Below are 14,443 nucleotides of genomic sequence, written 5' to 3' on the forward strand. Positions count from 1 at the left end.
CAAGGCTTTTTAGGTTTAACCGCTTCAGATCAGGGAGGTCGGCACCGAAAAGTCTTTATTGCTAGTGATATAATCAGTACGTCGGCAAAAGTGCATTACGATTAGCCGCTTTCCCAAACTACTGATATTTTATACAGTATTGCTGATAGGGTCACCTGCCGGTGGCGCCTGCTGGAAGCGTATGACGCTTCCCTGTCGAGGAACCCCATGCTTAGTGCCGAACTCAAGTCCCAGATTCAGGGGGCTTATACCCGCTTTCTCGAAGCCAAGTCGCTCAAGCCGCGCTATGGTCAGCGGCTGATGATTGCCGAGACGGCTAAAGGGCTCGGTGCGATCAAGCAGGATGACGAAGGGCGTCGCGTTGGCGATCCTGCCGTCGTGGCTGTGGAAGCCGGAACCGGTACCGGCAAGACCGTTGCCTATAGTCTCGCCGCCATTCCTGCGGCCAAGGCGGCCGGCAAGCGTCTGGTCATTGCGACGGCAACAGTGGCTCTGCAGGAGCAGATCGTCAACAAGGACCTTCCGGATATCCTGCGTAACAGTGGTCTGTCGTTCAATTTTGCCCTGGCAAAGGGGCGAGGGCGCTACCTGTGCCTGTCGCGCCTGGATCTCATGTTGCAGGAAAGCGAAGCCCAGAATACGACCGCTCAGCTGTTTGCGGATGATGGCTTTACGATCGACGTCGATGAGGCTGGTCAGAAGCTGTTTACGAAGATGATCGAGCGCTTGGCCAGTAATCGCTGGGACGGTGACCGTGACAGCTGGCCAGAAGCCATTGATGACCAACACTGGTCACGAATAACCACTGACCATACGCAGTGTACCAATCGGCACTGCCCGAATTTTCAGCAGTGCGCCTTTTTCCGTGCCCGTGAAGGCATGACCAAGGTAGACGTGATCGTTACCAACCATGATCTTGTACTGGCTGACCTTGCGCTCGGTGGCGGGGCTATTCTGCCCGACCCGCGCGATACCATTTATGTGTTTGACGAAGGCCATCACCTGCCGGACAAGGCGATCAATCACTTCGCTCACTTTACCCGCCTGCGCTCCACGGCCGAGTGGCTGGAGCAAATTGCCAAGAATCTGACCAAGCTGCTGGCTCAACATCCCTTGCCGGGCGAGCTGGGACGGCTGGTTGAGCAAGTACCCGAACTGGCGAGACAGATTCGTACCCAGCAGCAGTTCATGTTTACAGCCTGTGAGCAGCTGGCCGAGTTTCGCGCCGGCGAAGACATGGAGGGACGTGATCGGCCTCGCCATCGGTTCGTTGGTGGCCTCGTCCCAGCGGATTTAAGGGAAATGGGGACTGAGCTCAAAAAGGGCTTTGCCCAGCTGTCCGACCTGTTCACTCGTCTTACGGACCTCTTGAAAGAGGCCATGGACGGGGAGAAAAGCATTGGCATTGCAAGCTATCAGGCTGAGGAATGGTATCCGCTGTTTGGCAGCCTGCTGGCTCGGTCCCAGGGTAATTGGGAGCTGTGGACGGCCTTTACGCTGGAAGATCCGACCGACTCACCACCCATGGCGCGCTGGCTGACATTGGTAGAGTCCGGTGCATTCCATGATATCGAGGTCAATGCCAGTCCCATCCTGGCTGCGGAAACGCTACGGCGTACGCTATGGAATGTGGCTTATGGCGCGCTGGTAACTTCTGCCACCTTGACGGCGCTGGGGACATTCGATCGTTTTCGGATGCGGGCAGGCCTGCCTCAAAGCGCCAACACGGCAATTGTGCCCAGTCCCTTCAAGTATGCCGAGGCAGGGTTATTGCGCGTACCCAATCTGCAGGCGGATCCGAGAGACTCTGCGGCCCATACGGCGGCTATCGTGCGAGAGCTGCCCGATATGCTGGAAGGGGCCAAGGGGGCATTGGTGCTGTTTTCTTCCCGGCGACAGATGCAGGATGTCTTCGATGGGCTGGAGCGTGACTGGCGCCGCCGTGTACTGATCCAGGGCAACCTGTCCAAGCAGGAGACACTCAATAAACACCGCTCCCGCGTGGATGATGGCGAGCCCAGCGTATTGTTCGGTCTGGCCAGCTTTGCCGAAGGAGTCGACCTGCCCGGGGCTTATTGTGAGCACGTCGTGATTGCCAAGATTCCCTTTGCGGTGCCGGATGATCCTGTCGAGGCTGCTTTGGCCGAATGGATCGAGGCACGGGGTGGCAATCCGTTCATGGAAATCGCTGTGCCCGATGCCTCGCTGCGCCTGATCCAGGCTTGTGGACGTCTCCTGCGCACCGAGTCGGACAGCGGCACGATCAGCCTGCTGGATCGTCGTGTCGTTACGCAGCGTTATGGCAAGGCCATCCTGAGCACCTTACCGCCGTTCCGGCTGGAAGTGCAGTAGTAGAGGTCTCTTCTCGTCAGTGTGAGAGACTTGAATATGACCACGATGAGGAGACAGCTGTGCAGATCCAAGGTTATTTCGATCTGGCCTTTGAAACCGTCAGGGACCGCTTCAGTGCTCTGTTCGACGAGCCGGGGCGAGGCGTGCATACCCGCGGTGCAGCCCTGTGCGTTCAGGTGGACGGCGAAACCGTTCTGGATCTCTGGGCAGGCACGGCGGACAAGGATGCGCAGAGCGGGTGGCAGACGGACACGATACTGAATCTGTTTTCCTGCACCAAAGCCTTTACTGCCGTGGCCGCCATGCAGTTGGTTCAAGAGGGCAGGCTTGAACTGGATAAACCAGTACAACACTACTGGCCGGAATTTGCGGCTGCAGGCAAGGGCGCCATTACGGTGCGCCAGTTACTGTGCCATCAGGCAGGACTGGCTGCCTTGCGTGCTCCATTGCCTGCCAGTGCGCTGTATGACTGGGACACCATGACGGCTGCCCTTGCCGCCGAAACGCCTTGGTGGACGCCAGGCGAGAGCCACGGCTATTCACCGATGACCTATGGCTGGCTGATGGGAGAACTGATTCGCCGCATTGATGGCCGCTCACCAGGAGAAGCTATTGTTGCCCGAACGGCCAGGCCGCTTGGGCTGGATTTTCATATCGGTCTGCCTGAGAGCGAAGAGCACCGGGTTGCGCATATTGCTCGAGGCAAGGGCGACATGGGTGATGCTGCCGCCCAGCGTCTCTTGAAGACCACCATGACCGACCCCCAAGCCTTGAGTACCCGTGCCTTTGCCAACCCGCCGGGCATTCTGACCAGCACCAATAAACCGGAGTGGCGCCGTTTCGAGCAGCCTGCCGCCAACGGTCATGGCAATGCGCGCTCACTGGCAGGGTTTTATGCGGGGCTGCTCGACGGTCGATTGCTGGACCAGACGGTCTTGCAGCACATGCTCACGGAACATAGTCGGGGTGACGACAGGACGCTAATGACCTCGACACGCTTCGGCCTGGGATTCATGCTGGACCAGCCTGACCATGCCAACGCAACCTATGGCCTGGGCGTCCAGGCCTTTGGTCATCCAGGGGCGGGTGGGTCTATCGGGTTCGCCGACCCTGAGCGCAGGGTGGCATTTGGTTTTGCCACCAATACCCTGGGGCCTTATATTCTCATGGACCCGCGAGCTCAGCAGCTGGCAGAAGCCGTTGGGCAATGCCTCTGACGTCAGGATAGGATGGATTGACCGGCAGGGGTCGCCGGTCAATCCGCTATGCACTTCAACTCATCAGTCGTTCACGGCCTTGAGTGTGGGTGTTGCAGGTGCAAGATCCGCCTGGGTCTTTTGTAGCGCTGACGCCAGATCGGCCGTCGCTTGCGCAGGTGCAGGGCGATAGGCCAGAAAATAGGCCAACCCTACAAAGCCGGCGCCACCCACGGCATTGCCCAGGAAAACCGCTACCAGGTTGGGCAGACATTGGGCCCAGGTAGCCTGGCCTGCAAAGATAGCGGCTGGAATGATAAACATGTTGGCAACCACATGCTGAAAACCGATGGCCACAAAGGCCATGACGGGAAACCACATGCCAACGACTTTACCTACCACATCCTTGCTGGCAAACGCGATCCAGACGCCCAGACAGACGAGCCAGTTGCATCCGATACCGGAAACGAAGGCGTGAAGGAAGTCGGCGTTCATCTTTGCCTGCGCAATGGCAACGGTCTTGCCCAGGAATGCACCCTCGGTGAGACCCAGCATATGACCGAAGAAGTACGCGACAGCCAGGCTGCCGACAAAGTTGGCAAGCGTGACCCATAGCCAGTTGCGAATCACCCCCATCGTGCTGATACCGCCTGCAAAACGTGCCAGAGGAAGCAGCAGCATATTGCCCGTCAGTAACTCACCGCCTGCCAGCACGGTCATGATCAGGCCGACCGGGAAAACCGCTGCGCCAACGAAGCCTGCAAACGAGCCCCATTCGGCGGGCATGGTGCCAATAACGTGAATATCGAGAAGAAAACCAGTCGCAATGAACGCGCCGGCCATAACGCCAAGAATGAATAGGGTAGGAATGGAAAGCCGATTTTTGGCAATACCAGCCTGTATCGCCAGTGTTGCGATTTCTTTAGGTGTATTTATAGACATGAGTGTACGCAAGGGAGGACAAATTGACGCGCCCAGCGTAGTGATGGCCAGTGGCAATTTCAATAGCGAGCTATCTATCGTTTGATAAGCACCGTCTATGACGTGATACCCTTGCCGCCCTCGTTCACCTGACCGTTTCGCCACCGAGTCTACTCAACCGCTTGTCGGTTGATACAAAAGGACAACGTACACCCCTTGCGAAATAATCAGTTAAAGACACAATCTAAGAAACCACTTTAACTTTGCCTGTCGGTGCCGATTCGGCGGGCTTGCGCCTGATGGGATAAAAACGCATGAAGCTGCTCAAGACTACTACTGTCGTTCTCTGCATGAGCGTTTCCGCCTGCAGTTATTTTCACAAGGAAAGCGACGTTGCCACTGCCAAGGAGCCAGTCCCCCAGGCGAAGGTAGAGGCGCAAAAGGCCGAAACCCAGGCGAAAGCGGATGGCGGACATTGGTGGTGGCCGTTTGGCAAGGGCGACAAGACTGTAACTGAGGCAAAGGCTCAAGCGAAAGCCCAAGAGATAACAGTCAGCAAGGACTGGCTGGATCAGCATGAAAAAACGATCCGCGAAGCCATCGCTGGTAGCAAGATGCAAATGGAACGTCGAGAGGACGGCTTACTGCTGATCGTCAACGTTGACGACTCCTTCAACCCTGATCGTGCTGAGATGCTTCTGCCATCCATGCTCGGCCCGCTGGGCCGTACCGCCAAGCTGGTATTCAAGGATGCCCAGAGCGCCGTCATTGTGCTGGGACACACGGATAGCACTGGTTCCAAGGCGGTTAATGACCAGCTCAGTCTCGGCCGCGCCAAGGCGGTAGCCTCCATCTTTCGTCTGAGCGGGCTTAATGGCAATCGTCTGGTCGTTCGTGGTCTGAGCGATACCCAGCCGCGTGCAGCAAACGACAATGCCGAAGGGCGCGCTCAGAACCGTCGTGTCGAGGTCCTTATCCAGCCACGTACAGTGGTATTGGCCTCTCTGCAAAGCAAGCGCTGAGTCAGTAAAGGCATCCGGAACCGTTTGGTTTCGGATGCCAATTCGCCATAGACCTGGTATGAGTCAAGCAACCTGGCGCATGACTGGGTAAGCTGTAAGTTCCATTCCCAATCAGGAGCTTGCCATGACCCAGACGCTGGCTGACATGCGTCGTGATTACACCCGCGACGGATTGACCGAAGCGCAGGCGCCCGCCGAGCCATTTGCCTTATTTGGCCAGTGGTTTGAGGATGCTGTTAAAACCGAGCAGCCCCCTGTAGAAGCCAATGCCATGGTACTGGCAACGGTTGATGCCGAGCAGCAACCCCATTGTCGTGTACTTCTACTCAAGGGCGTAGACGCCAAGGGGTTCGTGTTTTACACCAATTACGAAAGTGCCAAGGGGCAGCAGCTCGCTGGGCAGCCCAGGGCCGCCATGACCTTTTTCTGGCCCACACTTGAGCGTCAAGTGCGAATCGAGGGTGTGGTCGAGCGCGTAAGCCCTGAAGAGTCCGACGCGTACTACCGTGTCCGTCCGTTGGGTAGTCGGTTGGGCGCCTGGGCTTCGCCGCAGAGCCAGGTGCTGGGCGGTCGGGAAGAGCTTGAGGCGAAAGTGGCTGAAGTGCAGGCACGCTTTGCCCATGAGGAGCCACCGCGCCCGCCACATTGGGGAGGCTATCGGCTGATTCCCGAGCGGGTCGAGTTCTGGCAGGGCCGCTCCAGCCGTTTGCATGATCGGCTCGATTACCGCCGTGAAGGAGAGGGCTGGAAGCGCCAGCGTTTGGCTCCTTAAACAGTGCTCATGTAAAGGAAGGGATTGCCGTGATTGAACTTGATTCAACCCTTGCGCAACACATTGTGGATCGCTCCATGGCAATCCTTCCCTATAACGTCAATGTGATGGATGCGCAGGGCATGATTATCGGCAGCGGTGATCCCTTGCGATTGCATACCCGTCACGAAGGCGCTCAGCTTGTGTTGGCCAACAGTCGAGTCGTCGAGATTGACGATCAGGCCGCCTCTTGCCTGCGAGGTGTGAAGCCGGGAGTCAACATGCCACTGCTCTATGCCGAGCGGTTGATCGGGGTCCTCGGTATCACGGGCAGGCCCGAGGTTGTCAGGCCATATGCCGAGCTGGTCCGCATGGCGGCCGAAATGTTGGTGGAGCAGCGACAATCGCATCTGGAGCGTCATTGGCAGCGGCATCGACTGGACAGCTGGATCGGCCAATTGCTGGACCCTTCGGTAAGCCTGAACACGCTTTCTGTTGAGGCTGAGCGACAGCAGGTACCCCTGAGCTGGCCACGTCAGGTATGCCTTATCGAGCTGAATGAAGCCTCAGACTCCCGTTCGGCCAAGGCGTTGAGCGCCATGTTGTCTGCCAATCTGGAGAGTTTTTGCGCCCCCGTCGGTATGCAGGAATGGTTCTGGTGTCGTCCGCTCGGGCGGCCTCATGAAGAACAACTCTGGCTTGATCAGGCAAAGGCCAAGGGGCTGAACGTATTACGCGTTACAGCATCGGGTCCGCTGGAAAGTCTGGTTGACTTGCGAGAGGCCTGCCAATCACTGCGCTTGCTGCAAGCCTATGCCCGTGCGTGCCTGCCTGATGTCCGGCTACTCAAGTTGGATGAGCACCGGCTGACGGCACTGCTTTACAGTCAGCGGCAGAGCTGGCTTTTGCAAGGGTGGCTCGATCCCTTGAAGCGGCTGTTTGCGCAGGATGAAAATGGCGTGTTACGAGAAACCTTGCAGGCGTGGTGCGAGCACCATGGGCAGGCATCTGCTTGTGCCGCGTCCTTGAATATCCATCGGAATACGTTGCGCTATCGTCTCGAGCGTATCTGTGAGCTGACTGGACTCAGCCACGATATGCTGGGGCAGTGGCTTTACCTGTCGCTGGGAATCAGTCTGCTGGAATGCGCCTGATTGTGCAGATGCACAATATATACGGTGAAATCAGGTGCTTATCTTGTGCTTTTGTACCAAGCGGAACTCATTGAACTGATAGCACAATAAGCTCATCCACAGTTATCCGATCACAATAACAACCGGAGCCTGTCATGAGCCTCGTCCTTATTCTGGTGGCGTTGATAGCATTCATCGTCGTGACCACCACACGCTTCAAGCTTCATCCATTTCTGGCCTTGCTCCTGGCGGCTTTTCTCGCCGGTTTCGCCTACCAGGTGCCTGTCGGCGATATCACCAAAACCCTTACAACGGGCTTTGGCAGCATCCTGGGATACATCGGTATCGTCATTGTGCTAGGCACAATTATCGGTGTGATTCTGGAGCGTAGCGGCGCGGCCATAACCATGGCGGAAACCGTGATTCGTGTACTCGGCGAGCGTTTTCCCACCCTGACGTTGTCCATCATCGGTTACTTGGTTTCGATACCCGTATTCTGCGATTCCGGTTATGTGATCCTCAATTCGCTGAAAAATGCGCTGGCTGCTCGTATGAAGGTCTCCCTGATCTCCATGAGTGTAGCCCTGGCGACTGGCCTCTATGCTACGCATACCTTTGTGCCACCTACACCGGGGCCGATTGCGGCTGCGGGTAATCTAGGGCTCGATGCAAGCCTCGGACTGGTTATCGGTGTTGGCCTTATCGTGTCATTCGTAACGGCCATGGCGGGGCTGTGGTGGGCCAACCGCTTCCTGGGTAAGGACATCCCGCTGGTTGATGATGGTACGCCGATGCCTTCCCAGGAAGATTTCACAGCATTACGGGAAAGTTATGGTGTGCTTCCCAGTGCCTGGCAGGCCTTTGCCCCGATTTTTGCTCCCATTGGATTGATTTGCCTGGGGTCAATCGCTGCCTTTCCCAGCAAGCCTTTCGGAGAAGGGGCGGTGTTGACGCTGTTGGGTTTTATTGGGCAACCCGTCCCGGCGCTGCTGGTAGGCCTGGTGCTGGCCTGTTCGCTGCTCAAGAGCAATGACAAGCGCCAGGAGTTTCAGAATCATGTGGCCGAAGGCATCTTGTCAGCGGCTCCCATCTTGCTTATTACCGGCGCTGGTGGGGCGTTTGGTGCCGTGCTCAAAGTCACTCCACTGGGCGATTACCTTGGCAGCACGCTTTCCGCCTTGGGGATTGGGCTGTTTATGCCATTCGTAGTGTCCGCCGCCCTGAAAACAGCCCAGGGTTCGACTACGGTTGCGCTGGTGACAACGTCTGCCTTGGTAGCACCGCTGCTGGGGCAGCTGGGGCTCGACAGTGAGATGGGGCGTGTATTGACCGTAATGGCGATCGGCGCTGGAGCGATGACGGTTTCACATGCCAACGACAGCTTTTTCTGGGTTGTGACTCAATTCAGCCGTATGAGCGTAGCCACGGCATACCGTGCCCAGACACTCGCTACCTTGGTTCAAGGGCTTACCGGGATGGCCACAGTATGGCTTTTAAGTCTTTTCCTGCTGTAACGAGCAGCCATACCCATCGACAGGCGAACCGTCAGCCAGGAGAACATTGATGAAACTCGTGATCGCACCTGATTCGTTCAAGGAAAGCCTGAGCGCACCCGAGGTCGCCCAGGCTATTGCAGAGGGTTGGAGAGCGGTTTTTCCCTCCGCCACTATCGAACTCAAACCCATGGCCGACGGAGGAGAGGGCACGGTCGAGGCCTTGCTGGCTGCAACCGGAGGAGAGCGTCGTGAGCTGATCGTGCAGGGACCGTTGGGGCAGCCGGTATTGGCTCACTGGGGATGGCTGGGCGAGGGGACAGCCGTGATCGAGATGGCGGCTGCCAGCGGCCTGCACTGGGTGCCGAAAGCGCAGCGGGATGCCAGACGGGCCAGTAGCTATGGTACCGGTGAGTTGATCCGCGCTGCACTGGATGCTGGAGCCCGACGAATTATCCTGGGGTTGGGTGGCAGCGCTACGAATGATGGTGGTGCGGGGTTGCTGAACGCCTTAGGAGTCAAGTTCCTGGATAAACATGGTCAGCCTTTGCCGCCAGGGGGCGCTGCGTTAGCCGAACTTGCCTGTATTGAGCTGAACGGTCTGGATAAGCGTCTTGCTACCGTTCAGATCGATGTGGCTGCCGATGTCGATAACCCCTTGTATGGCTCTCATGGTGCCTCCCATGTCTTTGGTCCTCAGAAGGGCGCAACGCCTGAGGATGTCGATGTGCTGGATGCAGCACTTGGGCATTACGCTCAGGTTGCAGCTCAAGTACTTGGGGAAGATCACAGTTGCTTTCCAGGAGTGGGAGCGGCAGGGGGGCTGGGTTTTGCTGCTAGGGCCTTTCTTCAGGCACATTTTCGATCGGGTGTCGAGCTGGTTGCAGAAGTTTCCGGGCTGGCAGAGGCGCTCCGGGACGCGGATCTGGTCATTACCGGAGAGGGGCAACTTGATTACCAAAGCCTGCATGGCAAGACGCCCATAGGAGTTGCCAGAGTCGCCCGTGAGGCTGATGTGCCTGTCATTGCATTAGTAGGTAGCTTGGGTGCGCACTACCAGCAGGTATATGAGGCAGGGATTGAGGCGGCATTCAGTCTGGCGCCTGGCCCTGTCACGCTGGAGCAGGCGTGTAGGAGCGCCGCACAGGAGCTGCGTGCGCGCGCAACCGACCTTGCTCGTATCTGGCGTCTGGCCCGGCAGTCACGTAAGGGTTGAACAGGATGAGTCGTCCTATTTCAGGTAAAGCAAGCGAAGCGGATGAACGAAAGCTGTCTGGATCAAAAGATTCACCGTTTGCCTTGAGGCCATATGAGAGGATGATAAAAGCTGAACATTCCTGTAAGGCGGAGGGTCCACCATAGGGTTCCGCCGAGAACAGCCCTGTAGGAACTGGAGTTGAATGATGAACAAGACCACTCAAATTATTACTGCACTGACTGCCTCCGCGCTGCTGGCCGGGTGCGTATCCAGCCAGACCGGTGACGTGTACTCACGCGATGAGGCTCGCCAGGTACAAACCGTGCGCATGGGGACCATCACCGCCTTGCGCCCCGTTAAGATTGAAGGAACCAAGACCCCCATCGGCGCAGGTGCTGGTGCGGCGGTAGGTGGTATCGCCGGCAGTGGCGTAGGTGGCGGTCGGGGTAGCTATGTCGCCGCTATCGTGGGCGCTGTAGCGGGTGGCTTGCTTGGTGCCGCTACCGAAGAAGGTTTCACTCGCGCCAACGGTGTAGAGGTGACTGTACGCGAAGACGATGGCAGCACCCGTGCCTATGTACAGGAAGTCAGCAAGGGAGAGGTGTTCCGGGTGGGCGAGCGCGTACGCATCGTGACGGTGAACGGCACCAGCCGTGTGGCACCTAATTCTGCCCAGTAAGATCAGTGGCCGCAGAAAGCGTTTCTGCGGCCACTATTTCAGCGTTTCACTCATTGTTGCCTAGCTGTGCATTAAAGATGAGCACCCACTGAGGCTTCCCGCATCCCTCCGTACACCCTAGACTGCGTATTGCCGATGTTTTCTGTCGCATATCTGTAAGCCGCTCCGCTGGCTGGTTGTGCGCTGTAAATAGTTGTCGCATAGCGGCAATGCCCGGCGTGATCTACTCCCTACAATCCTTCCATCGCTAGCCCACAACAGGCAGGAGAATTTTCGATGTCTGCTCCGCAGTTCTCGGTGCAACGCACCGACTTCGACCAGATCATGGTGCCCAATTATGCGCCCGCCGCATTCATTCCCGTCCGAGGCGAAGGTTCACGCATCTGGGACCAGGCCGGGCGTGAGCTGATCGACTTCTCCGGCGGCATTGCGGTTAACGCACTGGGGCACGGTCATCCCGCTCTGATGCAGGCATTGATAGAGCAGGCCAACAAGCTCTGGCACGTATCCAACATCTACACCAACGAGCCTGCACTGCGCATGGCCCGCAAGCTGGTTGACGCTACCTTTGCCGACCGGGTGTTTTTTGCCAACTCCGGCGCAGAAGCCAACGAGGCTGCGTTCAAGCTGGCCCGTCGTTACGGGCATGACGTCAGTGGCGGAAGCCGTTATGAAATCATTGCTGCAACCAACAGCTTTCATGGCCGCACACTGTTCACGGTAAGCGTGGGCGGGCAACCCAAGTATTCGGAAGGATTTGGTCCAAAGATCGAAGGTATCACCCATGTGCCTTATAACGATCTGGATGCACTCAAGGCGGCCATCTCCGAAAAGACCTGCGCGGTCGTGCTCGAGCCTATCCAGGGCGAGGGTGGCGTACTGCCGGGTGACCAGGCGTATCTGCAAGGCGCACGTGACCTGTGCGACGAATATGGCGCACTGCTTGTATTCGATGAGGTGCAGAGTGGGGTAGGCCGTACCGGCCACCTTTATGCCTACATGCACTACGGCATCACACCTGATGTACTGACTACAGCCAAGAGCATTGGTGGCGGTTTCCCGTTGGCGGCAATGCTGACAACTGACAGGCTGGCGGCACATCTTTCGGTAGGCACTCACGGCAGCACCTACGGTGGTAACCCTCTCGGCTGTGCTATCGGTTCCGCCCTGCTGGACGTAGTCAACACGCCTGAGGTTTTAGAGGGTGTGAAGACTCGTCATAACCGTTTCCGTACCGCGCTTGAGGCCATGGGCAGCAAGTACGGCATCTTTTCCGGTGTTCGCGGGATGGGCCTGCTGATTGGCGCTCCGCTGAGCGAGCCCTGGAAAGGTCGGGCGAAGGAAGTGCTGACGGCAGCCAACGAGGAGTCGCTGATGGTGCTTCAGGCCGGTCCGGATGTCATCCGCTTTGCTCCCAGTCTGGTCATCAGCGAGGCTGACATTGATGAAGGCCTAGCGCGACTAGAGCGCGCTGTGGCCCGCATTACCCAGGCTTGAGCCTGAACGTGGCGCAGGGAGGCGCCACGGTATTCAAGAGCGATTTCAATTAGAAAAATTAGAAGGAGTGACTTCATGCTGGTGATGCGACCTGCTCGGGCAGCTGATTTGCCCCATGTGCAGCATCTGGCCGCGGACAGTCCGGTAGGTGTCACCTCTTTGCCGGATGACATCGAGCGGCTCAAGGAAAAGATCCGGGTTTCAGAAGCCTCTTTTGCCGCCGAAGTAAGCTTCAATGGCGAGGAAAGTTATTTCTTCGTACTGGAGGATTCAGACACGGGGCGTCTGGTTGGCTGTTCAGCCATCATTGCCACGGCTGGCTTCTCCGAACCGTTTTACAGCTTTCGCAACGAGACCTTTATCCATGCCTCGCGTGAGCTCAAGATTCACAATAAGACGCATGTGCTTTCACTTTGCCATGACCTGACGGGCAACAGTGTGCTGAGCAGCTTCTATATCGATCGTGATTTTCTGGATACCCCTATCGCCGAGCTCAATTCACGGGGTCGATTGATGTTCATGGCTGGTCATCCCGAGCGATTTGCCGAGTCTGTCGTGGTCGAAATCGTAGGCATGAGTGACGAGCAGGGCGATTCGCCGTTCTGGGACTCAGTAGGCCGTCACTTCTTTGATGTGAGCTATGCCGAAGCGGAGCGCATCTGCGGTGCCAAGAGTCGCACTTTTTTGGCCGAGCTGATGCCGATCTATCCGATCTATGTGCCGTTGCTGACAGATGCCGCCCAAGAGGCCATTGGCCAGGTTCATCCACGTGCGCAGATCACTTTCGATATCCTGACCCGCGAAGGCTTCGAAACTGACAATTACGTCGATATTTTCGATGGCGGTCCGACGTTGCATGCGCGTACCAACAACATTCGTTCGATGGCAGGGAGTCATGTGGTCGCGGTGGAGGTGCAGGATGCGGTCGACGGCAACCGTGCCTATCTGATCAGCAATGATCTGCTACAGGACTTCCGTGCCATTGTTCACGAGCTCGATTGGGAGCCAGGAGCGCCGGCAGTTCTGTCGAGTGCCGCCGCCGCCGCGCTCAACGTCAAGGCTGGCGATACCGTACGGCTCGTCGCTGTTTAACCATGATACGTGCTGTCGTCATGAGAGTAGTGCGTGCCCAGGGCACGTCAGACGCAGGCGCGGCGAAGCGCCGGCCTGGGTCATCGGAGGGAATATGATCATTCGTCCTGTCACCCGCGCGGATCTGCCCGCGCTAATCGAGCTTGCGCGCACTACAGGCGCTGGGCTTACCACCTTGCCTGCCAGTGAAGAGCGTCTGGCTCACCGGGTGGAATGGGCTGAAAAAACCTTCCGCGGCGACGTCGAGCGTGCCGATGCGGATTATCTCTTCGTACTCGAGCAGGACGACGGCACCGTTATCGGTATTTCCGGTATTGCCGGCGCCGTAGGTCTACGTGAGCCCTGGTACAACTACCGGGTGGGGCTGACAGTCAGTGCCTCTCGCGAACTCAATATCCATCAGCAGATTCCCACGCTGTTCATGGCCAATGACCTGACCGGTAATTCGGAGCTCTGCTCGTTATTTCTGCACGCAGGCCATCGTAACGGATTGAACGGCCGTCTGTTGTCCAAGGCGCGCTTTCTGTTCATCGCCGAGTTCCGCTCGTTGTTCTCAGATAAGCTGATCGCAGAAATGCGTGGGGTGTCGGACAGCCGAGGACTTTCGCCTTTCTGGGAAAACCTGGGGCGTAACTTCTTCAAGATGGAGTTTTCTCAAGCGGATTACCTGACCGGTGTGGGCAATAAGTCATTCATTGCCGAACTCATGCCCAAGTTTCCGCTTTACACGTGTTTCCTCTCAGAAGAAGCACGTGCTGTCATTGGTCGCGTCCATCCTGATACCGAGCCTGCACTTCGCATGCTCAATGCAGAAGGGTTTGCCTACCAGGGGTATGTGGACATCTTCGACGCGGGCCCGGCAATTGAATGCGAAACCGACAAGGTTCGTGCCATTCGGGATAGCCAGATATTCGTTTTGTCCATCGGCACGCCGGGCGAAGATGCCCAGCCCTATGTAATTCACAACCGTAAGCGAGAAGGCTGCCGAATTACCGCTGCACCTGCACGGGTAGCCTCTGGAACACTGGTGGTTGACCCTGTTACGGCGAGAAGGCTGCAGCTGTCTGCTGGCGCTCAGGTCCGCGCAGTGTCAGTAGCGCCCTAGGAGA

Annotated in this window: 12 protein-coding genes; 11 read left to right on the forward strand and 1 reads right to left on the reverse strand. The window is 57.4% G+C overall.

The window, feature by feature from the left end; all coding sequences use genetic code 11:
- Window positions 1-207: 207 nt before the first annotated feature.
- Complete coding sequence (dinG, locus tag QWJ10_RS06695) at window positions 208-2,352, forward strand: ATP-dependent DNA helicase DinG (protein WP_074823795.1); 2,145 nt, start codon at window positions 208-210, stop codon at window positions 2,350-2,352.
- Window positions 2,353-2,411: 59 nt separating this feature from the next.
- Entirely contained in the window at window positions 2,412-3,569 is a 1,158-nt protein-coding gene (locus QWJ10_RS06700) for a serine hydrolase domain-containing protein (RefSeq protein ID WP_289924916.1), read from the forward strand.
- A gap of 63 nt (window positions 3,570-3,632) precedes the next feature.
- Here QWJ10_RS06700 and QWJ10_RS06705 read toward each other — a convergent pair whose 3' ends face one another.
- The gene (locus QWJ10_RS06705; protein ID WP_289924918.1) at window positions 3,633-4,490 is read right to left on the reverse strand and encodes a formate/nitrite transporter family protein; all 858 of its coding nucleotides are present in this window, start codon (window positions 4,488-4,490) and stop codon (window positions 3,633-3,635) included.
- Window positions 4,491-4,783: 293 nt separating this feature from the next.
- Here QWJ10_RS06705 and QWJ10_RS06710 point away from each other — a divergent pair, with 293 nt between their 5' ends.
- The 9 genes from QWJ10_RS06710 (at window position 4,784) to astA (ending at window position 14,439) form a co-directional block, all read left to right on the forward strand.
- Complete coding sequence (locus QWJ10_RS06710; RefSeq protein ID WP_289924920.1) at window positions 4,784-5,491, forward strand: OmpA family protein; 708 nt, start codon at window positions 4,784-4,786, stop codon at window positions 5,489-5,491.
- A gap of 124 nt (window positions 5,492-5,615) precedes the next feature.
- Window positions 5,616-6,263 carry a pyridoxamine 5'-phosphate oxidase gene (gene pdxH / locus QWJ10_RS06715; RefSeq protein WP_010794968.1) on the forward strand — a complete coding sequence of 216 codons (648 nt, stop codon included), beginning with the start codon at window positions 5,616-5,618 and terminating at the stop codon, window positions 6,261-6,263.
- 29 nt (window positions 6,264-6,292) lie between these two features.
- Window positions 6,293-7,396: a sugar diacid recognition domain-containing protein gene (locus tag QWJ10_RS06720; protein WP_122042164.1), complete on the forward strand. Its 1,104-nt coding sequence runs from the start codon at window positions 6,293-6,295 to the stop codon at window positions 7,394-7,396.
- Window positions 7,397-7,530: 134 nt separating this feature from the next.
- Complete coding sequence (locus tag QWJ10_RS06725) at window positions 7,531-8,889, forward strand: GntP family permease (RefSeq protein ID WP_122042165.1); 1,359 nt, start codon at window positions 7,531-7,533, stop codon at window positions 8,887-8,889.
- A gap of 49 nt (window positions 8,890-8,938) precedes the next feature.
- Window positions 8,939-10,084 (forward strand): glycerate kinase, encoded by a 1,146-nt coding sequence (locus QWJ10_RS06730; protein WP_289924925.1) that lies wholly within the window; start codon window positions 8,939-8,941, stop codon window positions 10,082-10,084.
- A 187-nt stretch (window positions 10,085-10,271) separates the two neighbouring features.
- Window positions 10,272-10,745, forward strand: coding sequence for a glycine zipper 2TM domain-containing protein (locus tag QWJ10_RS06735; protein ID WP_010794964.1), 474 nt, complete (start codon window positions 10,272-10,274; stop codon window positions 10,743-10,745).
- A 276-nt stretch (window positions 10,746-11,021) separates the two neighbouring features.
- A complete protein-coding gene (locus QWJ10_RS06740; RefSeq protein ID WP_289924928.1) occupies window positions 11,022-12,242 on the forward strand; it encodes an aspartate aminotransferase family protein in 1,221 nt (406 codons plus the stop codon).
- A gap of 75 nt (window positions 12,243-12,317) precedes the next feature.
- On the forward strand, window positions 12,318-13,334 hold the full coding sequence (gene aruF, locus QWJ10_RS06745; RefSeq protein WP_010794962.1) for an arginine/ornithine succinyltransferase subunit alpha: 1,017 nt from the start codon (window positions 12,318-12,320) through the stop codon (window positions 13,332-13,334).
- Between the two features lie 94 nt (window positions 13,335-13,428).
- Complete coding sequence (astA, locus tag QWJ10_RS06750) at window positions 13,429-14,439, forward strand: arginine N-succinyltransferase (protein ID WP_289924930.1); 1,011 nt, start codon at window positions 13,429-13,431, stop codon at window positions 14,437-14,439.
- Window positions 14,440-14,443: the final 4 nt, after the last annotated feature.

Source organism: Pseudomonas sp. WAC2 (assembly GCF_030403525.1).
In the GTDB taxonomy this organism is placed as follows: domain Bacteria; phylum Pseudomonadota; class Gammaproteobacteria; order Pseudomonadales; family Pseudomonadaceae; genus Chryseomonas; species Chryseomonas luteola.

Bases quoted from the DNA above. Each gene is read 5' to 3' on its own strand.
- dinG (WP_074823795.1), top strand. From the start codon at position 208: ATGCTTAGTGCCGAACTCAAGTCCCAGATTCAGGGGGCTTATACCCGC.
- QWJ10_RS06705 (WP_289924918.1), bottom strand. From the start codon at position 4,490: ATGTCTATAAATACACCTAAAGAAATCGCAACACTGGCGATACAGGCT.
- QWJ10_RS06710 (WP_289924920.1), top strand. From the start codon at position 4,784: ATGAAGCTGCTCAAGACTACTACTGTCGTTCTCTGCATGAGCGTTTCC.
- pdxH (WP_010794968.1), top strand. From the start codon at position 5,616: ATGACCCAGACGCTGGCTGACATGCGTCGTGATTACACCCGCGACGGA.
- QWJ10_RS06725 (WP_122042165.1), top strand. From the start codon at position 7,531: ATGAGCCTCGTCCTTATTCTGGTGGCGTTGATAGCATTCATCGTCGTG.
- QWJ10_RS06730 (WP_289924925.1), top strand. From the start codon at position 8,939: ATGAAACTCGTGATCGCACCTGATTCGTTCAAGGAAAGCCTGAGCGCA.
- QWJ10_RS06735 (WP_010794964.1), top strand. From the start codon at position 10,272: ATGAACAAGACCACTCAAATTATTACTGCACTGACTGCCTCCGCGCTG.
- QWJ10_RS06740 (WP_289924928.1), top strand. From the start codon at position 11,022: ATGTCTGCTCCGCAGTTCTCGGTGCAACGCACCGACTTCGACCAGATC.
- aruF (WP_010794962.1), top strand. From the start codon at position 12,318: ATGCTGGTGATGCGACCTGCTCGGGCAGCTGATTTGCCCCATGTGCAG.
- astA (WP_289924930.1), top strand. From the start codon at position 13,429: ATGATCATTCGTCCTGTCACCCGCGCGGATCTGCCCGCGCTAATCGAG.